Genomic DNA, 20,591 nt, shown 5'->3' with positions numbered 1-20,591 from the left:
CTCGCGCTAACCCAGCAGGTTGGCGACGTGCTGGAACCAGACGACCAGCGGTCCCGGAAGGTAGATGCCCGCAGTCAGCACCAGTGCGAAATGCGCGAACATCGGCAAATAGGACGCATCCGCCGGCGCGGCATTGCCGCGCGGCTCGCCGAACGCAAGGCTGGTCAGGCGCAGGATCAGCGCGCCGAAGGCGAGCAGCAGGCCGAACACCAGCGGGATGGCGAGCAGCGGCTGGCGCGCGAAAGTGGAGCTGACGATGAGAAATTCGCTCATGAAGATACCGAGCGGCGGCAGGCCGGCGATCGCGACCACGCCGATCACGAGACTCCAGCCGAGTGCCGGGTGCGACTCGGTCAGGCCGCGAATGTTGGCGATCCGCTGCGTGCCCTTCACCTGTGCGATGTGGCCGACCGCGTAGAAGATCCCCGACTTGGTGAGGCTGTGCATCACCATGTGCAGCAGGCCGGCAAAGTTGGCGAGCGGGCCACCCATGCCGAACGCAAACACGATGATGCCCATGTGCTCGATCGAGGAGTAGGCGAACAGCCGCTTGATGTCGCGGCGGCGGTAAAGCATGAAGGCCGCGAACAGCAGCGAGGTCAGCCCCATCGTCACCATCAGCGGGCCCGGCGATATCGCATCCGGATTGGCGGCGAGCAGGATCTTGAAGCGGAGCACCGCGTAGAGCGCGACGTTGAGCAGCAGGCCGGAGAGCACGGCGGAGATCGGGGTCGGGCCCTCGGCATGCGCATCCGGAAGCCAGGCGTGCAGCGGCGCCAGGCCGACCTTGGTGCCGTATCCGAGCAGCAGGAAGATGAAGGCGACGTTGAGCAATGCCGGGTCGAACGTCGCCGCACGGCTGATCAACACCGTCCACACCATGGCGTCCTGACCCTCGCCGACCACCGGCAGTGCGGCCATGTACACCAGGATCGTGCCGAACAGCGCCAGCGCGATGCCGACGCTGCCGAGGATGAAGTACTTCCAGGCCGCTTCCAGCGCCGCATGGGTCCGGTAGATGCCGACCATCAGCACGGTGGTGAGCGTCGCGACCTCGACCGCGACCCAGATCAGGCCGATATTGTTCGACACGAATGCGAGGTTCATGCCGAACATCATCACCTGATACATGGCATGGTAGAATCGCAGATAGCCCGGCGTCAGCCGTCCGGTTTCGAGTTCATGGGCGATATAGCTGGCGCTGAACACGCTCGTGGTGAATCCCACGAAGGTGTTGAGCACGATGAAGACGATGTTGAGATCGTCGATCAGCAGGTACTGGCCGGGTTGCGGGCGCTCGACCACGAGCAGCGAAAGCGCGGCCAGCAAGGTGCCGAGACTGGCCACGACATTGAGGCCCGCGGTCAGCCGGTAACCGGGCAGCGCGGCCAGCACCGCCGCGGCGGTGATCGGTATCAACAGGACCCAGGTGACGGCATCCGACGCGGCAGTCATCGGCGCTCCCCCCTGAATTCATCGAGCGCACCGACGTCGACGGTGTCGAACCGCTCGCGAATGCGGAACAAAACCACGCCGATCACGATGAATGCGATCAGGATCGAGAAGGCGACGCTGATCTCCACGACGAGCGGCATGCCCTTGGCGCCGGTCGCGGCCAGCACCAGGCCGTTTTCCAGCGACATGAAGCCGACGACCTGGCTGACGGCGTTGCGCCGCGTCACCATGACGAGCAATCCCAGCAGCACCACCGACAGCGCGAAGGCGAGGTCTTCCCTTGCCAGCGGATCGGCGGCGCCGGTGACGCGCAGCATCAGCACCATGGACAGGGCGACGAGCCCCATGCCGGCAAGCATGGTCGGACCGATGCTCACCGCGGTCTCGATATCGCGATGAATGCCGAGCTGCTTGATGATCCGATGCAACGCCACCGGGATGACGATCGCCTTGAAGACCAGTGCGATCGCTGCGGTCACGTAGAGATGCGGCGCATTCTGGATGAAGGCCTGCCAGGCGACGGAAGCTGCGAGCACCACGGCATGAAGTGTGAAGATGTTCAGCAGCGCATACAGGCGGTCCTGGTACAGCATCATGAAGCTGATCAGCACGAGCCCGCCGGCGAGCAGATGGGCGATGTCGAAGGCGAGGTTGTGCATCAGAAGCCCCGTGACACGAACCGAAGCAGCGTGCCGAGCAGGCCGAGCATCAGCGCCGCGCCGAGGAACTCGGGGACGCGGAACACCCGCATCTTGGCCGTCGCGGTCTCGAACACGGCAAGAAGGAAGCTCGCGACCGCAAGCTTGAGGATGTAGACAGCGACGCTGACGAGATAGGACAGCGGCCCCGCGCCTTCCGTGGTGATCTGCCACGGGAAGAACACGCAGATGATCAGCGAGATGTAGAGCAGCAGCTTGAGGAGGGCGCCGAACTCGATCATGGCGAGGTGACGCCCGGAATATTCGAGGATCATCGCCTCGTGCACCATGGTCAGCTCCAGATGAGTCGCCGGGTTGTCGACCGGGATGCGCGCGTTTTCGGCGAGCGCCACCATGATGAGGGCGATCATCGCCATGCCGAGCGAGACGCGCAGTCCGACTTCCGACGACGCCATGAAGGTCGCGACCGTCGACAGCTGCGTCGAGCCGGCAATCAGCGCGACGCAGAACACCATCAACAGCATGGCCGGCTCGGCGAGCGCGGCAATCATCACCTCGCGGCTGGAGCCGATGCCGCCGAAGCTGGTGCCGACGTCCATGCCGGCAAGCGCGAGGAAGAAGCGCGCGCTGCCGAGCAGGGCGACGATCGCGATCAGGTCGGCGCTCCAGTTGAATTGGAGGCCGGTCGCGAATGTCGGGACCAGCGCCGCCGCGACCCAGATCGCCGCGAACGTCACATAGGGCGTGACGCGGAACAGCCAGGACGCGTTTTCGGCGAGCACGACCTCCTTGCGCAGCAGCCGCAGCAGGTCGCGGTAGGGCTGGAAGATCGACGGTCCTTTTCGCCGCAACAGCCGCGCCTTGATCTTGCGCACGACGCCGGTCAGGAGCGGCGCGAGCATCAGCACAAGCGCCATCTGGCCGAGCTGAACGAGGATGTCCGAGATCACGACCATATCGCGAGCGCCAGCAGCAATGTGACGAGGGTTGCGAACACCAGGCTGAGGTAGCGGCGGATGGTCAGGAACTGGAGCTGGTTCAGCCGATCGGCGAAGAACCACACGAGGTCAGTCACGGGTGTGTAGAGGCGCTCCCAGACCAGGTCGTGCATATCGACCCTGAGGCGGGCCGGCCGCAGTTCGCCCGGCGCAGGCATGTCGACATGCTCGCGGGCCTGGAAAACCAGCGTGCCGAACACGCGGCGGATCGGCTGCACAAAGCTCACGCCGGAATACTGCGCCGCCGGTGTCGGGTCGGAGAAGCCGCAACCCCAGGCCGGTCCGCGCCGGATCGCGCGCGACGCAAAGCGATGGATAAAGTACACCGCGAGCGACGCCGCGGCGGTGATGAAAGCAAAGACGAGCAATCCGTTGTAGGAACTGCGGCTCTCCTCGATCGGCACGATCGAGAGCCAGGGATCGTCCGCCTGAAGCGGCATCCGGTGGCCGATCACGGTCTGCGCGACCGGCGAAAGCGCGTCGATCACCAGGCCGGGCAGAATGCCGGCGAGGAAGCAGAGCACGGCAAGGCTGAACATCGCGGCGAGCGAATAGCGATCGACTTCGCCGGCGGCTTCCGCGGCCGGGCTCCGCGCGCGGCCGAGGAACGTGATGCCGAAGGCCTTGACGAAGCATGCGGCGGCGAGCGCCGCGGCCAGCGCCAGCAAGGCGCCGACCGCGGGCACCATGATCTTCAGCAGCCATTGCGGCAGGTCGGGGCTCTGCAGGACGGCCTGAAACATCAGCCATTCCGACACGAACCCGTTGAACGGCGGCAGCGCCGAGATCGCGACGCAGCCGACCAGAAAGACGAAGCTCGTGAGCGGCATGCGGTGGATCAGGCCGCCCAGCTTCTCCATGTCGCGTTCGCCGGTCGACGTCAGCACCGCGCCGGCCCCGAAGAACAACAGGCTCTTGAAGAACGAATGGTTCAGCACGTGGAACAATGCGGCCGTGAAGGCGAGGGCCGCCGCGAGGCCAAGGCCGTTCGCCTGAAATGCCAGCGCAAGGCCGAGGCTTGCGAAGATGACGCCGATGTTCTCGATCGTGCTGTAGGCGAGCAGGCGCTTGAGATCCTTCTCCATCAGCGCGTAGAGGATCCCCATGACGGCGGTGGCGCCGCCGAGGATGAGAACCGCGACACCCGCCGACCAGCTTGGCGGCCCGAGCAGATCGAACACGACCCGGATGAATCCGTAGATCGCGACCTTCGTCATCACGCCGCTCATCAGCGCCGAGACATGGCTCGGCGCGGCGGGATGAGCCAGCGGCAGCCACACGTGCAACGGGATCAGGCCGGCTTTCGACCCGGCGCCGAGCAGCATCAGCGCGAGCACCAGTGCGGCTTCGGACGGAGTGTGCTGGGCAGCGCGGATGGCCGCAAAGCTGTAGCTGCCGCCGGCTCCCGCCAGCAGGCCGAAGGCAAGCAACAGAGCCAGCGTTCCGAAGCTTGCCATCACGAGATAGACGTAGCCTGCGCGGGCATTATCCGCGTCACGGTGATGCGCCATGACGAGCGCCCACGAGGCGAGCGACATGAATTCCCAGCACAAGAGGTAGGTGAACGCATCGTCGGCGAGCACGACGAGATTCATGCCGGCCAGGAACGCCGGGAAAAAGGGAAGGATGCGCTGCGGCGCGGAATCGTGGCTGCCGTAGCCGAGGCCATAAAGACTTGCGGCCGCACCGCCGAGATTGACCACGACGAGAAAGAATGCGGCGAGCGCATCGAGGCGGAAATGCGATCCCAGCCAGGGCAACCCGATCGGCAGAGCCAGTTCCGTCGCGCTGGTACGGGAGATGAGCGAAATCATGGCCCCGGCCAGCGCGATCAACGAAATCGCGAAAGTCGCGCCGTAGACGATGGCTGTCGATTGGCGCGATCTGCTCGTTGCAATCGCGAGAGCGGTCGTTCCCAGCAGGGCGGCTACACACCAGATCTGCTGAGTGACCGCCGGGATCATGTCCGCACCTTCGGTGAGCCTGATCCGGCCTTCAATCGCACCCCGCGGCCGCCGCCACTGCTGACGGCGCCCTCATTGATGACCTCGACGCCGGCTGTGCCGAGCGCGTCGATCAGTTTCACGAGCGAGTCGACGTTGCCGCGAATGGTTCCTTCGCTCGCCTCCATCCGCTGGATGGTTGGCACCGAAAGTCCGGACAGTTCGGCGAGCTGCCGTTGGTCGATGCCGAGCAAGGCTCTGGCCGCTCGTAGCTGCGCCGCGGTGATCATCGATTGATGGCCGTCGATTTGAGAGTCGCGTCTGTTTGAATGTCATTTATGCACATCAAGTAATGATGGCACAAGAGCAATAAATGATGTTTTATACATCATCCCTAGGCGCGGTCCTCAACGCGAGCGGTATCCGCACGCCGACGGAGTTGCGCTGATGCGCGTTCAATCGGAGATTTTTCGATAGACCGCCGCGGCGTGGCGCAGCAGCCGGCTCTTGCGCTTCCGTTCGTGCACGCGCTGGTGCTTGGCCTTGCGCTCGTGGGCGCGTTGCGCGGGTGCATCGACGCTCTCGAGCAGCCCGCGACGCACCTCGTCATCGTTCAATTCGCCGAGCAATTGCTGTCCCTTGCGCAGATGCTTCAGGATGATCCGCCATGACGCGTATTCGTCGGGGGGCAAGCCGCCCTCCGAGAACTCGATCGCGTAACGCAGCCGCTTGCTGGCGAGACGGACGCGGTGGCGCTTGTTCTTGCCCATGCCTTGCAGCCCGCGGCTCTTCTGGCACAGCTTGCCATGCCATCGCGCCAGCCGCCGCGCGTGAAACACCGCGACCGGCACGGCTCGCCGTTGCGCGGCGCGGGGGTCCTGCCGCGTGGTCCAGGGTCCGCTGCCGACCCAGTCCCACATGCCGTCGAACCATCGCCAGTATCGATCGCTTTGCAACGCCTCCTTGAGCGCCTCGAACGCGTCGGTTCGCGCCGTCTGGAGCATGCCTTCTTCAGGCAGGCCCTTGCTGTTCTCGATCGCGACGTCGAGGTCGCGCGTGGCGCCGAGATGGGCGCTCAGCCATCTCAACTCGGATTTCAGTCGCGTCCATTCGGTGTCCGCCACCATCGGCCCATAGAAAGCGATCGCCGCCTTCAGCCGCGTCAGCGCGATACGGGTCTGGTGCAGCGCGGCGGAATCGCCGGAACTCATGGCCTCGTGATTGGTGGCGACTTCCTCGAGGCATTCGGACAGGATCAGGCGAAACGCGGTCTCACAGCGCATGGCTTCGCTTAGATGGCGCGGCCGCTTTGGGCGGACAACACGCTCCTTGGCCGGACTTGCCGCTAACGTCATGACACTCTCGTGACCCCGCCGGTGCCGCAACGCAACCGGGCGGCTCCCGGGTGGGAAGATTTCCCGTTTGATCGATGTCGATCAAGGATTTTCTGCTGGGCCGCAGTGCGACGATCCAGCGACAGGATCAAAATGTCGCAATCAACCCGTTGGCGGGAGCTCATTCCAGTCGATATGCAGGCCGGGCTTTTGAGGGAACACCATGGTTTCGAGCACGCCGCAAAACCAGCCAGCGGACTTCGCCGCAGCACCAGATATTTCGTGCACGAAGTATCTTGATATTTCGCGTGCGAAATATATAACGCACGGCATGAAAGCGGAACACCGGCTGATCTTTCTTCTGACCGTGGCCTATCGCCGGTTGCAACGCGCGATCGAGCAGGAGACGGCCACGCACGATCTGACGTCGGCCCAGGCAGGCGTGCTGTTCTTTCTCGGGCGCAATGACGGCGCGCTGATCGGCGACGTCTCGCAGGCGCTCGAGATCGTGCCGTCGGCGATGAGCGGGCTCGCCGACCGGATGGAACGTGCAGGCCTCGTGAAGCGCCGCCGCGATGGCGAGGACGGCCGCAGCCAGCGGCTCCACCTGACCGCGGCGGGGCAGGAGTTCGGCAAGCGCGCCGCAACGCGGACCAGGGCGATCAATAACCGTCTGATGGACGGGTTCTCGGACGCGGAGATCGACGTGGTGTCGCGCTGGCTGACCAGCCTGCAAGACAAGTTTCCGAAGGACTAAGACAGCTAGAGCGTTTTCAAGCGAAGTGGCTACCGGTTCGCGTGAAGAAGACGCGTCAAGCAGGAAGCGAGCAACAGGAGTGAAGCATGAGTGAAGTGGTCGTAGCGCTGGACGGCGGTGTCCTCACCGTGACGATGGCGCGCCCGGACAAGAAGAATGCGATCACCAACGCGATGTATGGCGCGATGGCCGATGCGCTCGAGCGCACGGAGGGCGATTCCGCGATCCGCGCCGTGCTGTTGCAGGGCGACGGCGACAGCTTTACCGGCGGCAACGATCTCGCCGACTTCGCGGCGGTGTCGCGCGGCGTGCAGGGCGAGCGCCACGTGACGCGCTTCCTCGCCGGACTTGCCAAGGCGACGCGGCCGCTGGTTGCCGCCGTGCAGGGCAATGCGGTCGGCATCGGCACCACTATGCTGCTGCATTGCGACCTCGTCTACCTCGCACCGACTGCGCGGCTGATCACGCCGTTCGTCAATCTGGCGCTGGTGCCGGAGGCGGCTTCGACCTATCTGCTGCCGCAGCGCATCGGCTATGCGCGGGCCTATGCGATGTTCGCGCTCGGCGAACCGGTCGAGGCGGAGACCGCGGTCTCGATCGGCCTCGCCAACGCGGTCGTGCCGCTCGCGGAGCTGCGCGCCAAGGCACGCGCGGCGGCGGACGCGCTGGCGAAGCGGCCGTTCGGCTCGCTCCAGCACACCAAGGCGCTGATGCGCGACCCCGCCAGGATCAGCGCGCAAATGGCGCGCGAGGGCGAGATCTTCCAGGAACGGCTGATGAGTGCGGAAGCGCGCGAGGCCTTTGCCGCCTTTGCCGAGCGTCGCCAGCCCGATTTCTCCAAGATTACCGGTTAGGCCCGGAGCGTGGGCCGCCACGCGTGGGCGGCGCTATTGCTTTGGGGTTGACGGCCTCGCCGGCTTCGAACATCTCCTGTCGGGGCATAGCGCAACCCGGCGAGGCGAGGCATGAGCGACAGTCACACGCTGCGCGGCGAAGGAATCGCCGCGACCATTTCGGCGCAGGGCGCCGAATTGTCGTCGCTCAGAAATGCCGACGGGACCGAACTGTTGTGGCAGGCCGGCCCGCAATGGCCGCGCCATGCGCCCATCCTGTTCCCGATCGTCGGCCGCTTGAAGAACGATACGCTGCGCCACAACGGCAAGACCTATCCGATGACGCAGCACGGCTTTGCGCGCGACCGCCGCTTTGCCTGGGTGGCGCAGGGGCCCCGATCCTGCAAGCTCGCGCTCACCGACGATGCGGAGACGCGTGCGCGCTATCCCTTCGCGTTCAGGCTCGAGGTCACCTATACCGTTGATGGCGCCGATCTCGACGTCGCCTTCGACATCGTCAACACCGGCGCCGAGACGCTGCCGGCCTCGCTCGGCGGTCATCCCGCCTTCAACTGGCCGCTGCTTCCGGGATTGGCAAAGGAGGCGTACGCGCTGACCTTCGCGAAGGATGAGCCGGCGCCGATCCGGCGGCTGACGGAGGGACTGATGCGGCAGCGATCCGAGCCAAGTTCGATCAGGGGCAGGGTGCTGGCGTTGTCCGAGCAATTGTTCGACGACGACGCCATGATCCTCGATCAGGTTGCGAGCGCGTCGGTTCGCTTTGCTGCTGCGCAGGGACCCGCGATCGAGCTGTCCTGGCGCGGCTTTCGCGAACTTGGCATCTGGTCGAAGGTCGGTGGCGCGGCGTTCCTCTGCATCGAGCCGTGGCACGGTTTCGCCAGCCCTGTCGAATTCGACGGCGAGTTCACAGGCAAGCCCGGCCTCATGCACATCGCGCCGGGTGCGCGGCAGTCACTGGGCTATCGCATTCGCGTGAGCTGACGAACAGGTCAATGTGCGCGGGGGCTGAGCGCACTGGTGATCGCGCCGACCGATGGCGGGTTCTCGTTCGCCCAGGCCTCATGCGCGGCCAGGTCGCGGTAATGCTCGGCCATGCGCAGCAGCCGCTCGCGGATGCTGGCTTCTTCCTCGCTTTTGGCCTGATCGGTCAATTGCGCGGCGCGTTCGAGAAGCGTTTTCGGATCGATCACGGCAGGCTCCAAATCCGGTTTTCGCCAAGCGGACAACTGTTACAGGCAAGCACAGTTCCTGCCATGGTTTGATGACGGCGCATTCAGAGCTGGAACACGCCGAGTCCCGCCATCACATCGCGCTTGGTGCGCTCGGTGATCTCCCGGGCTTTCGAGGTTCCGCGCCTGATCACGTCAGCGACATGGTCGCGATCGCCTGCCAGTTCGGCGCGCCGGGTCCGGATCGGTGCGATCAGGGCTTGCAGGATGTCCTCCAGCCGCCGCTTGACGGCTGCGTCGCCGAGACCGCCGCGCCGATAGCGTGCCTTCAATTCCTCGACGGCGTGGTGATCGTCGTCGAACGCGTCGAGATAGCCGAAGACGACATTGCCCTCGACCTTGCCGGGGTCGCCGACGCGCAGATGATCGGGATCGGTGAACATCGCGCGCACCGCGGCCGTGATGTCACCGGGCGAGGCCGAGAGCGCAATCGCATTGCCAGCGGATTTGCTCATCTTCGCGCGTCCGTCGACGCCCGGCAGCCGTCCCGCGCGTGGTATGACGGCCACTGCCTCCTGCAGGAGCGCACGGCCGGCGAGCGCGTTGACGCGCCTGATGATCTCGTTGGTCTGCTCGATCAGGGGAGCCTGGTCCTCGCCGACCGGCACGACGGTGGCCCGAAACGCGGTGATGTCGGCGGCCTGCGCCACCGGGTAGCACAGGAAGCCCGCCGGGATGTCGCGTCCGAATCCGCGGGCGCGGATCTCGTCCTTGATGGTGGGATTGCGCTCCAGCCGCGCGACGGTGACAAGGTTGAGATAGAGCATCGACAATTCCGCGAGCGCCGGAAGCTGCGACTGCAGGCAGATCGAGGTTCGTTCGGGATCGATTCCGACGGCGAGATAATCCAGTGCGACCTCGATGACGTTGCCGCGGACCTTGCCGATGTCGTGCGCGTTGTCGGTCAGCGCCTGCATGTCGGCGAGCAGCAGGTATTGCTCATGGCTGTCCTGAAACGCGAGACGGCTTCTGAGCGAGCCGACGTAATGGCCGAGATGCAGCGGCCCGGTGGTGCGGTCGCCGGTGAGGATGATCGGTTTGGTCACGGCTTATCTCCATTCGTTTGAATGGGGACACCGCATGCGGGCTGGATGAGGTGAAAGAAAAAGGCCGCCCAATGCGGCGGCCCCGAAATGCATGAACGCGTTCGGCCCGCCTGTCAGTCGGCGAGCCACCAGAGATTGGCGATCAGGATCGAGCGGTTCATGGCGTGAGGCGTAAGGCAGTCGAACGAGCCGGTCAAGACGGCATAGCCAGTTATTCTTCCACCCGGCTATGCTCGAGTAATCGCTCCCCTGTGCTCCTCCGAGAACACGTGCGCATAAAGGTTGGCGATCCATTGCTTACCTTCCTGCGTGACCCGCAGATATCGAAGTGCGTCGCCGATATAGGGGCAGACGGCCTTCCAGAAGAAAGCAGGGTACGCTGCGCGTAGATCATCGGGAGTCTGATATCCGAGTTTCTCGCTTGCGCCAGTCTCCTGAAATTCGGCAAACAAGGCTGACGTCTTCCGCAAATAGTCAATGTCGGCCAACTGGCCGATCAAATCCGCGGCACGAAGCAGGCCGGGATAATCCGCCGTACTGGTATGCTCCTCTTCCCCCGGGACCGGAAAGCGCGTGTGCTCGATGTTCGCCTCGATTTCCTTTGTGTCGATGGAGGTCAAGCTCACCTTGCCGAAACGCTCGCGGACGAAGAGCTTGGATCGTGTCACATGATAGGGGGTCAAGGATGCGTCCGTGGCACCAGCAGATATCCGGACGCGATCACCGTTTTCGTTACAAACATAAAGTCCGTCCCGGTCGCCTCGACATACACCGCGTACATAGCCGATGTCGTGGCATAAGAGCGAAATCATGAAATGGAGCCAGTCGCGCGGCCTGACGCCGCCTTCGCTCGTATGCTTCCCGAGTAAAATGTTCTGTCCCACCAACGTCACCATGATGGTGTGGTTCATGTCGTGGTAGGCCGCATCGCTATTGGCAATATTCTCCAACGCGAGGCGCCCAACGAAACCGATGATGTCCGGATAGGCGGGCTCGAGGATTCCGTAGATTTGGCCGTATGTACCCTTGAGTTGATCGACAAACGCTTGGATGACAATTTGAGTTGGGTTGAACATGATCGCCTCCAATGTGCGGATGCTATGCCGGTTTGGGTATTTCGTCACCGGGTTGTTGGTCCCGCGAATTGGGCCGGAGCCTGGTGGCCCGGAGGCCTGTCGAGCCCTGGTTTGGGGGCTACCCGGGATGAGGTAAGGCTGAACCACCGCTGATGGCCCATCGCGATCAATGCACCCGACCGCCAAACGGTCCGCTGTGAGGTGCATACCGGATCTTACCGAGACCGGGGCCAAACGGTCGCGATTGGACCCGAAGCGGGCAGTGGGGCCAGTAACGAGGGTGGACCGAAGCGCGCATGTATCCGCCCATGGCTACCAACTTCCGTCAATTTTTGATCGCCATGTCAGATGTGGAAATTCTTGTCGAAGCGTGGCGATAGGAGTCACGCAATCAATGCTTTCATTCCAGGTGATTTGCAGGACGAGTAATGAAGAACGCAACGCTGCTTGCCTTTGGCTTATTGACGGCGGGAGTTTGGTCACAAGACAGCGCGAGATGTCAGACCTCGCTTTCCCCTCCGCTTTCGCTTGCGCCGCCGCCGTCGGATGAGGGATCGGCATCTCCGGCCAAAACCAACAGCGTCTTGCCGCCGACGGCGACCGCTAAGAGTTCGGTACTGCCCCGAGCCGCCAAAGAGTCTTTGCCACGCTCCACTGCCCCACGATCTGCCACTGTCGAACACACGCCGGTAGAGTCAGGCAGCGCTTCGCCAGCACAGGTGATCGACAGGTCGCCGCCGTCGGCTGGACCGGTCCCCGATTACGATGGTTTTAGCGTCGGCATCGACGACGACACGTCAAGCCGGACGACGCGACCCGTCAGGTCACACCGGGCAAAGCAGCCCAAGCTCGATCAAGAAGCGGATCGTGTCTCTCGGCAGCAATCGGTCGATCCCGGGGACGATGACAAACTAAAGGGCAAGCTTACGATTTGCCGCGGTTGCAAGTAGCAGGCACCACTCCGGGCGGACATTTGAATTGGCCCGTCATCTTGCGGGACTCTTGCCATGCAAGAGTCCGGAAATGGCCCATCGCGACATGTTCCGATGCTGCACAAATGACCGCTATAAGGACAACGCGGACGTAAGCTTCATCGCATGATGCTGCCGGGTTTATGGGTACGTGCCCTAGTTGAACGCCATGCCGCCGCTCATCGCGATGGTCTGTCCGGTCATGTAGGGATTGTTGACCAGCAGCATCACGGCCTGCGCCACCTCTTCCGCTGTGCCGAAGCGGCCGACCGGGATCCGGCTGACCAGCTCGCTCTGTCCCCTCATCATGTCGGTCTCGATCAGCGACGGCGCGACGGCGTTGACGGTGATGCCCTCCTTGACTAGGCGCGCGGCATAGCCGCGGGTCATCCCCTCCATCGCCGCCTTGGATGCGTTGTAGTGCGACCCGATCGAGCCGGCGCCGCGCGCCGCGCCGGAGGAGATGTTGACGATGCGGCCCCATTTGCGGGTGCGCATCATCGGCAGCACCGCCTGTGTGCAGAGAAACGCCGATTTGAGATTGACCGTGATGGTGCGGTCGAAATCCTCTTCGGTGAGGTCGTCGACACCCCCGACGATCGCGATCCCGGCATTGTTGACGAGGATGTCGACCGGGCCGAGCTCGGATTTGGCGCGCTCGACCAGCGCGGTGACGGCGGCAGCTTCCGAGACGTCGGCGGCGATCGCGACGGCGCGGCCGCCGGCGGCAATGACGCCCTTTGCCAGTGTCTCCGCCTCGGCCGAGCGCTCGCGATAATTGATGGCGAGGGCGGCGCCGGCATCCGCCAGCATCTTGACGATGGCCGCGCCGATGCCGCGCGATCCGCCGGTCACCAGTGCCACATGTCCGTGCAGACTGCTTGTTGTCATCAAGGTCACCCTGTTCGAGGTACGCTCGCAGGCTCGCAAACGGGAAGGCGCGGCGCAATGCAACTCTGCTCAAATCTGCGTTGGAGGCCGCCGCGCGGCGAAAAACCGGCTTCCGGGGCCGGAATCGGCCTTGCGTCCGGCCCGGGCCGGCGGCAATGGTTGGGACATCACTTCTTAGCCCACCCACGAGAGATCGATGAGCAAACTGATTGTCCGCGCCGGCGAGTTCACCTTTGACGCCCGTTTCGAGGAGCAGCTGGCGCCGAAGACGGTCGCCGCGTTCCGCAAGGCGATGCCGTTCGAGAGCCAGGCGATCCACGTGCGCTGGAGCGGCGAGGGCGTCTGGATGCCGCTCGGCGATCTCGACTTCGGCGTGTCCTACGAGAACCACACCAGCTATCCGGCGCCGGGCCAGATCATCCTCTATCCGGGCGGCATCAGCGAGACCGAGATCCTGCTCGCCTATGGCGGCGTGCATTTCGCCAGCAAGATGGGCCAGCTCGCCGGCAATCATTTCATCACGCTGACCTCGGGGCTGGAGAACCTCACCGCGTTCGGCAAGACCGTGTTGTGGAAGGGCGCGCAGAACATCCGCTTCGAGGAAATCTGATGTGACCGAGGCCCGCTATCCGCGCGATCTCCGCGGCTACGGCCGCAATCCGCCCGATCCGAAATGGCCCGACGCGGCGCGCATCGCCGTGCAATTCGTGGTCAATTTCGAGGAGGGCGGGGAGAACAACATCCTGCACGGTGATCGCGCCTCGGAAGCGTTTCTGTCCGACGTGCTCGGCGCGCAGCCCTGGGTCGGCCGGCGGCACGCCAATATCGAGACGATGTTCGAATATGGCGCGCGCGCCGGCTTCTGGCGGCTGTGGCGGATATTCACCGAGCGGAAGCTGCCGGCCACGGTGTTCGGCGTCGCGATGGCGCTGAAGCGCAACCCGGATGTCGTCGCCGCGATGCAGGAGGCGGGCTGGGACATCGCAAGCCACAGCCTGCGCTGGGTCGAGCACAAGGACATGTCGGAGGACGAGGAGCGCGAGGAGATCGCCCGCGCCATTGCCGTGCATGCCGAGGCGACCGGGGCGCGGCCGCTCGGCTGGTACACCGGCCGCTCCTCGATCAACACGCTGCGGCTTCTGATGGAGGCGGGCGGCCTGCGCTATCTCTGCGATTCCTATGCCGACGATCTGCCGTACTGGATCAAGGCAACCGGCACCGAGCCGCATCTCGTGATCCCCTATACGCTCGATGCCAACGACATGCGCTTCATCAACGCGCAGGGCTTCGGCGGCGGCGAGGAATTCTACACCTACCTGAAGGACAGTTTTGACGTGCTCTATGCCGAGGGCGCGACCTCACCGAAGATGATGTCGATCGGGCTGCATTGCCGCGTCGTCGGGCGTCCCGGCCGCGCCGCCGCGCTGATGCGCTTTCTCGACTACATCCAGAAGCACGAGCACGTCTGGGTGCCGACCCGGCTTCAGATCGCCGAGCATTGGCACGCCAATCTGAAGCATCTCGCCGCGGAAGCGTTTGAGATCGGCTAGCGCCGGTGCCACTCCAGCCGAATTGACGCAACATCCTGCGCATCCGAATTGCATCGGGTGAATTGCTGCGTTGCACAGACGTCAGAAGCGATCCCGGATTCCACGCGTTAGCAGCCTGCAATGCGGGAGCAGGCGGGTTTCATGCAAGACGTCCAGGAGATCGTAACCGGATTGGAACACACATTTCGCTGGGTTCCGGATTGGGTGGTCGGCCTCGTCCTGATCACGGCTGCGATCGCCGTTGCGCTCGTCGTTCACTCCATCGCGCAACGCATCGTCCATCGCATGGTGGGACCAAAGAATTCCGTCGCGCCGATGCTGCTTGACCGGACGGCCGGTCCGTCACGGCTGGCGCTGTGTCTTGCCGCCCTCGCGCTGGTGTTGCCATTGGCGCCGCTCAACGATCTGCTGCGGCTGACACTCAGCCATTTCTTCGGCGTCGCCGTCATCGCGCTGATCGGCTGGATTTCGATCCGCGCCGTCGACATGGCGTCGGCCAGATATCTCGATAAATTTCGCCTCGACGTTGCCGAGAATTTCCTGGCACGCAAGCAAGTCACCCAGGTGCGCGTCTTCAAGCGGGTCACCGACACGCTGATCGTCATCATCGCGGTCTCCACCGCGCTGATGACGTTCGACTCGGTCAGGCAATACGGCGTCAGCCTGTTCGCCTCCGCCGGCGCCGCCGGCCTGATCGTCGGTCTTGCCGCAAGGCCGTTGCTGAGCAATCTGATCGCCGGCGTGCAGATCGCCGTCACCCAGCCGATCCGGATCGAGGACGCGGTCATCATCGAAAACGAATGGGGCTGGGTCGAGGATATCGCCTCAACCTATGTCGTGATCCGGCTGTGGGACTGGCGGCGCATGGTGGTACCGCTGTCCTATTTCATCGAGCGCCCGTTCCAGAACTGGACGCGCGACGCGCAATCCCTGATCGGTGCGATTGCGCTGCATGTTGATTATAGCGCCGACGTGCCGGCGATCCGCAAAAGGCTGGAGCAGGCGGCGAAGGAGTCGCGGCTCTGGGACGGCGCGGTGGTCAATCTGCAGGTGATCGACACCCACCCGCGCACCATCGAGCTGCGCGCGCTGATCAGTGCACGGAATGCACCGCAATCCTGGGACCTGCGTTGCGAGATCCGCGAGAAGCTGCTGGCGTTCATCCGTGACGAGATGCCAGACGCGCTGCCGCGCGATCGGGCGATCCTGGCGCCTGCTGTCGATGATTTCGGCCGGGCGTTCCTGCGCGGAGCGCCGGCACGGCAGCGCGCGGCGGCGCCGGCGCGCAGCTGATCCGTGATCCGCTCTAGCACTACTTTGGCAGATTGTTGATTTTGCCGCGTTTTATAGGATTCCCGAATCAATTTTTCAATGATTCATGGGTGGTCGGCTCTTGGAGGGCTGACCATGCCGAGATGGGAAGACGAACTCGAACGCTGGCTAATGCCGTTCTTGGACCGGCTGGGTCATAAGACCCGGCAGCGGATGTGTCCTCTGTATGTTGCGGGATTGATCGGTCCGGGCGATCGCAAGAGCGTTCAGCCGATGGCGGAACGCCTTGCCACGAGCAACTACGACCAGTTGCACCATTTCATTGCGGACGGTGTCTGGGATGCGACGCCGCTGGAGACGGAGCTGCTCAACCAGGCGGACCGACTTGTCGGCGGCAGGGATGCGATGCTGGTTATCGATGACACCTCACTTCCCAAGAAGGGTGAGCGATCGGTCGGTGTTGCGGCTCAATACGCGTCGGCTCTCGGTAAAACCGCAAATTGCCAAACGCTGGTGTCTTTAACGCTTGCACGCGGCGAAGTGCCAGTGATGGTCGCGTTACGTCTCTTTCTGCCTGACAGCTGGACAAGCGACATGTCTCGTTTGAAGCGCGCTCGCGTGCCAGTCGAACACCGAACGCCACGGTCCAAGCCGGAGATCGCTTTGGCCGAGATTGACCGCGCGATGGCAGCCAACATGCGCTTTGGATGTGTGCTGGCGGATGCAGGATACGGCCTCAGCGCACCGTTTCGACAAGGGCTAACAGAGCGCGGGCTGACCTGGGCTGTCGGTATCCCTCGGCACCAGAAAGTGTATCCGGTCGATGTGAAGCTCATTTGGCCGATCACCAAAGTCCGTGGCAAACCACGAAAGCACCACGTGCCCGATATCTTATCGATTGCGGCCGAACAAATGCTGGCCAGCGCCAAATGGAAAACCCTGAGTTGGCGTAGCGGGACGAAAGGTCGGCTCAAAGCTCGATTTGCTGCTCTCCGTGTCCGCACCGCCGACGGCCCTCCGCAGCGAATATGGGATAAAGGTCAGCAGCATCTCCCAGGCGACGAAGCCTGGCTCATTGGTGAGCAACGTGCCTCCGGGGAGAAGAAATACTATCTCGCCAATCTTCCGGCGGCGACGGATCTGCGCACGCTGGCCGCCACCATCAAGGCACGGTGGATTTGTGAGCAGGCGCATCAACAGCTGAAGGAGGAGCTTGGACTTGATCACTTCGAAGGGCGGTCATGGCAAGGTCTTCATCGCCACGCCTTGATGACAATGATTGCCTACGCCTTCCTGCAACATCGTCGCCTCGCATACGCGGGGCGGAAAAAAAAGAATCAACGGGCCTCCGCCTCAGCCAACCATGCCAGCCGTACGTCACGCCATCGTCGATCTCATCCTTCGGCCGCCGCCTCAGCAGTGCCCATATTGCCGAAAGGAAATCCCTGAAAAACAGCGGCGAAAACACAATCTGCCAAAGTAGTGCTAGGCGGTGTGGACAGTTATCGCAGCCATAGGACGATGGCTGCGAGAGTGATGACGGCAAGGTAATTTCGGGCGGTCTTTTCGAAGCGGGTTGCGACGCGGCGGAATTGCTTGAGCTTTGAGAAGCAGCATTCGACGAGATGGCGCTGGGCATAGAGATGCTTGTCGAGCGGATACTTGAGCGCGCGTGACGGGTTGTTGGGGATGACGGCGAGCGCGCCCTTGGCTGCAATGTCCTGGCGCAGGTGATCGGCGTCATAAGCCGTATCGGCCATGAAAACCTCGGCAGGCAATCCCTCGATCAATGTGGCGGCTTGCGGTGCATCGCCCTTCTGGCCTGCGGTGATCGTGAACCGTACCGGACATCCCAAGCCGCGAACGGCCATATGTATCTTGGTGCTCAGGCCGCCGCGCGAACGGCCAAGCGCCTGATCTTCAGACCCCCTTTTTTGGCCCCGGCAGCATGCTGATGGGCTCGAACAATGGTGGAATCGACAATCAGATATTCGAAGTCCGGATCGTCGGACATTGCCTCGAAGATCCGCCACCAGACGCCTTTGGCACTCCATCGGCTGAAGCGCCGGAACGCGCTGTTCCAATCCCCGAACGCTTCCGGAAGATCACGCCAGGGAGAGCCCGTGCGAACGATCCACAGCACACCTTCCACGAACATCCGATTGTCGCGCCCGGTCGAGCCCTTCTGGTCAGGCCGGCCTATGATCAGCGGCGCCATCCGCTCCCAAGCCGCATCGCTCAACACCAGACGATCCATCACACCCAAGACTGCCTCCCAAAAGCAGCCTTGAATCTGATTTGCTCCTAAAAGGGAATCCTTAGAGTCCACACCGCCTAGTGCCCTGCCATGTGCCGGCCGATCTCGGTGAGGTCGGCCTCGCTGGCGCGGGCCTCATGCACGAACGCGCCGTGGAACATCACGACCAGTCGATCCGACAGCTCCAGCAGCTCGTCGAGATCCTCACTGACCAACAGCACCGCAGCGCCGCGATTGCGGGCGGCCATGATCTCGGCGTGGATTTGCGCCACCGCCGCGAAGTCGAGTCCGAAGCAGGGATTGGCGGCGATCAGCACCTCGACGTCGCCCGAGAGCTCGCGCGCCAGCACCGCGCGCTGCACATTGCCGCCCGACAGCGCCGCGATCGGCGTCTCCGGCGTGCGGGTCTTGATCTTGTAGCGGTTGATCTTGCGCTCGGCGTCGTTGCGGAAGGCGGCACGGTTCAGCCACCAGCCGCCGCGCGCGAACGGGGCGCGATCGAACTCGCGGAATGCGATGTTGTCGGCGACGCTCATGCCGCCGACGCAGGCGTTCTTCAGCGGCTCTTCCGGCAACAGCGACATCCTGTGGCGCCGCATCTCCGCGCGGCTCGCCGCATAGGTCTCGCCCTGGACGCGGATCACGCCGCTCTCGGCCTCGCGCTGGCCGGCCAGGACCTCCACGAGCTGGCGCTGGCCGTTGCCGGAGACGCCGGCGATGCCGACGATCTCGCCGCTTTTCACGGTCAGCGATACGCCGTGCACGGCAATCGCGCCGGCATCGTCAAGCGCGGTGAGCTTGTCGAGCTCGAGCCGGGCCGCTCCGGTCTCGCCGGTGCGCGGCGGCTGCACCGTCAGCTGCTCGGCGCCGATCATGGTGCGGGCCATCTCGTCCGGCGTCAGCTCGGCGACCCGGCCGCTGCCGGCGAGCTTGCCGCGGCGCAGGATGGTCACCTCGTCGGCAAAGGCCATCACCTCGCGGAACTTGTGCGTGATCATCAGGATGGTGAGCTCGCCCGCGACCACCATGCCGCGCAGCATGCCGAGCACCTCGTCGGCTTCGCCCGGCGTTAGCACCGAGGTCGGCTCGTCCAGGATCAGGAAGCGGCGCTTCAGATACAGCTGCTTGAGGATCTCGCATTTCTGCCGCTCGCCGGCGGAGATATCCGAGACCTTTGCGTCGAGCGGCACCTTGAACGGCATCCGCGCCAGGAAGGCCTCGAGCTCCGTCTTCTCCTTGCGCCAGTCGACCACGGCAGGCACGTCATCGCGCGCCAATACCAAATTCTCGGCAACGGTCATCGCCGGCACCAAGGTAAAGTGCTGGTAGACCATGCCGAGCCCGAGCGCATGCGCGTCCTTCGGATTGGCGATCGCCTGCTGGCGGCCGCCGACGAGGATGTCGCCTTCGGTGGCGTGGTAATAGCCCATGATGCATTTCACGAGCGTGCTCTTGCCCGCGCCGTTCTCGCCGAGCAGCGCGTGGAACGAGCCGGGACGCACCTTGAGCTCGACATTGTCGAGCGCTGTAAAATCGCCGAACCGCATCGTCATGGCGATGGCGTCGACGCCGAACGCGCCTGATGGTGCGGGCGGCTCGCCGATGATCACGACAGCGCCCCGATCAGGTCGGCGGATCTGGTCACCGCGCCGAACACGCCGCCCTGCATCTTGATCATCTTCAGCGCGTGATCGTGGTTGCTCCGGTCGGTCGCGCCGCAGCAGTCCTCGACCAGCACGCATTCGAAGCCGCGGTCGTTGGCCTCGCGCATGGTGGTGTGGACGCAGACGTCGGTGGTGATGCCGGTCAGCACGATGTTCTCGATGCCGCGCAGCCGCAGCATCAGCTCGAGGTCGGTAGCGCAGAACGAGCCTTTTCCGGGCTTGTCGATAACAGGTTCGCCCGGCAGCGGCGCGAGATCCGGGATGATCTCCCAGCCGGGCTCGCCCCGCACCAGGATGCGGCCGCAGGGGCCGGGATCGCCGATGCCGGCGCCGATCTGGCGCGAGCGCCAGCGTTTGTTGGCGGGCAGGTCGGCCAGATCAGGCCGGTGCCCCTCCCGCGTATGGATGATGTGAAAGCCCTGCGCGCGCATCACCGCGAGCAGCTTCCTGATCGGCTCGATCGGCGCCCGCGTCAGCGAGAGGTCGTAGCCCATCTTGTCGACATAGCCGCCGACGCCGCAGAAATCGGTCTGCATGTCGATGATGATGAGCGCGGTATTCTGCGGCCGCAGATCGCCATTATAGGGCCAGGCGTAGGGCTCGGACTTGATAAAGCGCTCGGGCATGGAATGATC

General features: G+C 63.9%; 20 protein-coding genes. 7 read left to right on the top strand and 13 right to left on the bottom strand.

The window, feature by feature from the left end:
- Nucleotides 1-6: 6 nt before the first annotated feature.
- The 6 genes from ACVIYL_RS41785 to ACVIYL_RS41760 form a co-directional block, all read right to left on the bottom strand.
- Entirely contained in the window at nucleotides 7-1,455 is a 1,449-nt protein-coding gene (locus tag ACVIYL_RS41785) for a hydrogenase 4 subunit F (RefSeq protein ID WP_456781359.1), read from the bottom strand.
- Nucleotides 1,452-2,114 (bottom strand): hydrogenase-4 component E, encoded by a 663-nt coding sequence (locus ACVIYL_RS41780; protein ID WP_456781358.1) that lies wholly within the window; start codon nucleotides 2,112-2,114, stop codon nucleotides 1,452-1,454. The genes ACVIYL_RS41785 and ACVIYL_RS41780 overlap by 4 nt, the downstream gene beginning before the upstream one ends.
- Complete coding sequence (locus ACVIYL_RS41775; protein ID WP_456781357.1) at nucleotides 2,114-3,070, bottom strand: respiratory chain complex I subunit 1 family protein; 957 nt, start codon at nucleotides 3,068-3,070, stop codon at nucleotides 2,114-2,116. Before ACVIYL_RS41775 ends, ACVIYL_RS41780 begins: the two co-directional genes overlap by 1 nt.
- Nucleotides 3,061-5,076: a hydrogenase 4 subunit B gene (hyfB, locus tag ACVIYL_RS41770; RefSeq protein WP_310881785.1), complete on the bottom strand. Its 2,016-nt coding sequence runs from the start codon at nucleotides 5,074-5,076 to the stop codon at nucleotides 3,061-3,063. The genes ACVIYL_RS41775 and hyfB overlap by 10 nt, the downstream gene beginning before the upstream one ends.
- The gene (locus tag ACVIYL_RS41765; RefSeq protein ID WP_253603054.1) at nucleotides 5,073-5,345 is read right to left on the bottom strand and encodes a helix-turn-helix domain-containing protein; all 273 of its coding nucleotides are present in this window, start codon (nucleotides 5,343-5,345) and stop codon (nucleotides 5,073-5,075) included. The genes hyfB and ACVIYL_RS41765 overlap by 4 nt, the downstream gene beginning before the upstream one ends.
- A gap of 165 nt (nucleotides 5,346-5,510) precedes the next feature.
- Nucleotides 5,511-6,410 carry a CHAD domain-containing protein gene (locus ACVIYL_RS41760; RefSeq protein ID WP_456781356.1) on the bottom strand — a complete coding sequence of 300 codons (900 nt, stop codon included), beginning with the start codon at nucleotides 6,408-6,410 and terminating at the stop codon, nucleotides 5,511-5,513.
- A 310-nt stretch (nucleotides 6,411-6,720) separates the two neighbouring features.
- Between ACVIYL_RS41760 and ACVIYL_RS41755 the strand changes: the two genes are divergently transcribed.
- The 3 genes from ACVIYL_RS41755 to ACVIYL_RS41745 all read left to right on the top strand — a co-directional run bounded on the left by ACVIYL_RS41755 (nucleotide 6,721) and on the right by ACVIYL_RS41745 (nucleotide 8,981).
- Entirely contained in the window at nucleotides 6,721-7,146 is a 426-nt protein-coding gene (locus ACVIYL_RS41755; RefSeq protein ID WP_456781355.1) for a MarR family winged helix-turn-helix transcriptional regulator, read from the top strand.
- 86 nt (nucleotides 7,147-7,232) lie between these two features.
- Nucleotides 7,233-8,000 carry an enoyl-CoA hydratase-related protein gene (locus ACVIYL_RS41750; RefSeq protein ID WP_456781354.1) on the top strand — a complete coding sequence of 256 codons (768 nt, stop codon included), beginning with the start codon at nucleotides 7,233-7,235 and terminating at the stop codon, nucleotides 7,998-8,000.
- Between the two features lie 111 nt (nucleotides 8,001-8,111).
- Entirely contained in the window at nucleotides 8,112-8,981 is an 870-nt protein-coding gene (locus ACVIYL_RS41745; protein WP_456781353.1) for an aldose 1-epimerase family protein, read from the top strand.
- Between the two features lie 8 nt (nucleotides 8,982-8,989).
- Here the strand turns inward: ACVIYL_RS41745 and ACVIYL_RS41740 are convergent, their stop codons facing one another.
- From ACVIYL_RS41740 to ACVIYL_RS41725, 4 genes are all read right to left on the bottom strand, one after another.
- Nucleotides 8,990-9,190 (bottom strand): hypothetical protein, encoded by a 201-nt coding sequence (locus tag ACVIYL_RS41740; protein ID WP_456781352.1) that lies wholly within the window; start codon nucleotides 9,188-9,190, stop codon nucleotides 8,990-8,992.
- An 83-nt stretch (nucleotides 9,191-9,273) separates the two neighbouring features.
- Nucleotides 9,274-10,275, bottom strand: coding sequence for a tryptophan--tRNA ligase (trpS, locus tag ACVIYL_RS41735; RefSeq protein ID WP_456781351.1), 1,002 nt, complete (start codon nucleotides 10,273-10,275; stop codon nucleotides 9,274-9,276).
- 227 nt (nucleotides 10,276-10,502) lie between these two features.
- Nucleotides 10,503-11,351 (bottom strand): Npun_R2479 family HD domain-containing metalloprotein, encoded by an 849-nt coding sequence (locus tag ACVIYL_RS41730; protein WP_057015250.1) that lies wholly within the window; start codon nucleotides 11,349-11,351, stop codon nucleotides 10,503-10,505.
- A gap of 1,127 nt (nucleotides 11,352-12,478) precedes the next feature.
- On the bottom strand, nucleotides 12,479-13,213 hold the full coding sequence (locus tag ACVIYL_RS41725) for an SDR family NAD(P)-dependent oxidoreductase (RefSeq protein WP_456781350.1): 735 nt from the start codon (nucleotides 13,211-13,213) through the stop codon (nucleotides 12,479-12,481).
- Nucleotides 13,214-13,409: 196 nt separating this feature from the next.
- Here ACVIYL_RS41725 and ACVIYL_RS41720 point away from each other — a divergent pair, with 196 nt between their 5' ends.
- From ACVIYL_RS41720 to ACVIYL_RS41705, 4 genes are all read left to right on the top strand, one after another.
- On the top strand, nucleotides 13,410-13,823 hold the full coding sequence (locus tag ACVIYL_RS41720; RefSeq protein WP_016843084.1) for a DUF3830 family protein: 414 nt from the start codon (nucleotides 13,410-13,412) through the stop codon (nucleotides 13,821-13,823).
- Nucleotide 13,824: 1 nt separating this feature from the next.
- A complete protein-coding gene (gene puuE / locus ACVIYL_RS41715; RefSeq protein ID WP_456781349.1) occupies nucleotides 13,825-14,763 on the top strand; it encodes an allantoinase PuuE in 939 nt (312 codons plus the stop codon).
- A 141-nt stretch (nucleotides 14,764-14,904) separates the two neighbouring features.
- Nucleotides 14,905-16,056: a mechanosensitive ion channel family protein gene (locus tag ACVIYL_RS41710; protein WP_456781348.1), complete on the top strand. Its 1,152-nt coding sequence runs from the start codon at nucleotides 14,905-14,907 to the stop codon at nucleotides 16,054-16,056.
- A 78-nt stretch (nucleotides 16,057-16,134) separates the two neighbouring features.
- The gene (locus ACVIYL_RS41705; protein ID WP_225648232.1) at nucleotides 16,135-17,484 is read left to right on the top strand and encodes an IS701 family transposase; all 1,350 of its coding nucleotides are present in this window, start codon (nucleotides 16,135-16,137) and stop codon (nucleotides 17,482-17,484) included.
- Between the two features lie 53 nt (nucleotides 17,485-17,537).
- Here the strand turns inward: ACVIYL_RS41705 and ACVIYL_RS41700 are convergent.
- The 3 genes from ACVIYL_RS41700 to biuH form a co-directional block, all read right to left on the bottom strand.
- Nucleotides 17,538-18,301 (bottom strand): IS5 family transposase gene (locus ACVIYL_RS41700; RefSeq protein ID WP_092083899.1). Its coding sequence is split into 2 segments (ribosomal slippage): nucleotides 17,538-17,963 and nucleotides 17,966-18,301, totalling 762 coding nucleotides; the frame shifts between segments, so codons are not numbered across the junction.
- Between the two features lie 68 nt (nucleotides 18,302-18,369).
- Entirely contained in the window at nucleotides 18,370-19,902 is a 1,533-nt protein-coding gene (locus ACVIYL_RS41695) for an ABC transporter ATP-binding protein (RefSeq protein WP_456781347.1), read from the bottom strand.
- Complete coding sequence (biuH, locus tag ACVIYL_RS41690) at nucleotides 19,899-20,582, bottom strand: biuret amidohydrolase (RefSeq protein ID WP_456781346.1); 684 nt, start codon at nucleotides 20,580-20,582, stop codon at nucleotides 19,899-19,901. Before biuH ends, ACVIYL_RS41695 begins: the two co-directional genes overlap by 4 nt.
- Between the last annotated feature and the right edge of the window lie 9 nt (nucleotides 20,583-20,591).

The sequence above is a fragment of the Bradyrhizobium sp. USDA 3315 genome, assembly GCF_054056795.1.
This window is presented reverse-complemented; position numbering and strand designations above follow the sequence as displayed.

Bases quoted from the DNA above. Each gene is read 5' to 3' on its own strand.
- ACVIYL_RS41785 (WP_456781359.1), bottom strand. From the start codon at position 1,455: ATGACTGCCGCGTCGGATGCCGTCACCTGGGTCCTGTTGATACCGATC.
- ACVIYL_RS41780 (WP_456781358.1), bottom strand. From the start codon at position 2,114: ATGCACAACCTCGCCTTCGACATCGCCCATCTGCTCGCCGGCGGGCTC.
- ACVIYL_RS41775 (WP_456781357.1), bottom strand. From the start codon at position 3,070: ATGGTCGTGATCTCGGACATCCTCGTTCAGCTCGGCCAGATGGCGCTT.
- hyfB (WP_310881785.1), bottom strand. From the start codon at position 5,076: ATGATCCCGGCGGTCACTCAGCAGATCTGGTGTGTAGCCGCCCTGCTG.
- ACVIYL_RS41765 (WP_253603054.1), bottom strand. From the start codon at position 5,345: ATGATCACCGCGGCGCAGCTACGAGCGGCCAGAGCCTTGCTCGGCATC.
- ACVIYL_RS41760 (WP_456781356.1), bottom strand. From the start codon at position 6,410: ATGACGTTAGCGGCAAGTCCGGCCAAGGAGCGTGTTGTCCGCCCAAAG.
- ACVIYL_RS41755 (WP_456781355.1), top strand. From the start codon at position 6,721: ATGAAAGCGGAACACCGGCTGATCTTTCTTCTGACCGTGGCCTATCGC.
- ACVIYL_RS41750 (WP_456781354.1), top strand. From the start codon at position 7,233: ATGAGTGAAGTGGTCGTAGCGCTGGACGGCGGTGTCCTCACCGTGACG.
- ACVIYL_RS41745 (WP_456781353.1), top strand. From the start codon at position 8,112: ATGAGCGACAGTCACACGCTGCGCGGCGAAGGAATCGCCGCGACCATT.
- ACVIYL_RS41730 (WP_057015250.1), bottom strand. From the start codon at position 11,351: ATGTTCAACCCAACTCAAATTGTCATCCAAGCGTTTGTCGATCAACTC.
- ACVIYL_RS41725 (WP_456781350.1), bottom strand. From the start codon at position 13,213: ATGACAACAAGCAGTCTGCACGGACATGTGGCACTGGTGACCGGCGGA.
- ACVIYL_RS41720 (WP_016843084.1), top strand. From the start codon at position 13,410: ATGAGCAAACTGATTGTCCGCGCCGGCGAGTTCACCTTTGACGCCCGT.
- ACVIYL_RS41710 (WP_456781348.1), top strand. From the start codon at position 14,905: ATGCAAGACGTCCAGGAGATCGTAACCGGATTGGAACACACATTTCGC.
- ACVIYL_RS41705 (WP_225648232.1), top strand. From the start codon at position 16,135: ATGATTCATGGGTGGTCGGCTCTTGGAGGGCTGACCATGCCGAGATGG.
- biuH (WP_456781346.1), bottom strand. From the start codon at position 20,582: ATGCCCGAGCGCTTTATCAAGTCCGAGCCCTACGCCTGGCCCTATAAT.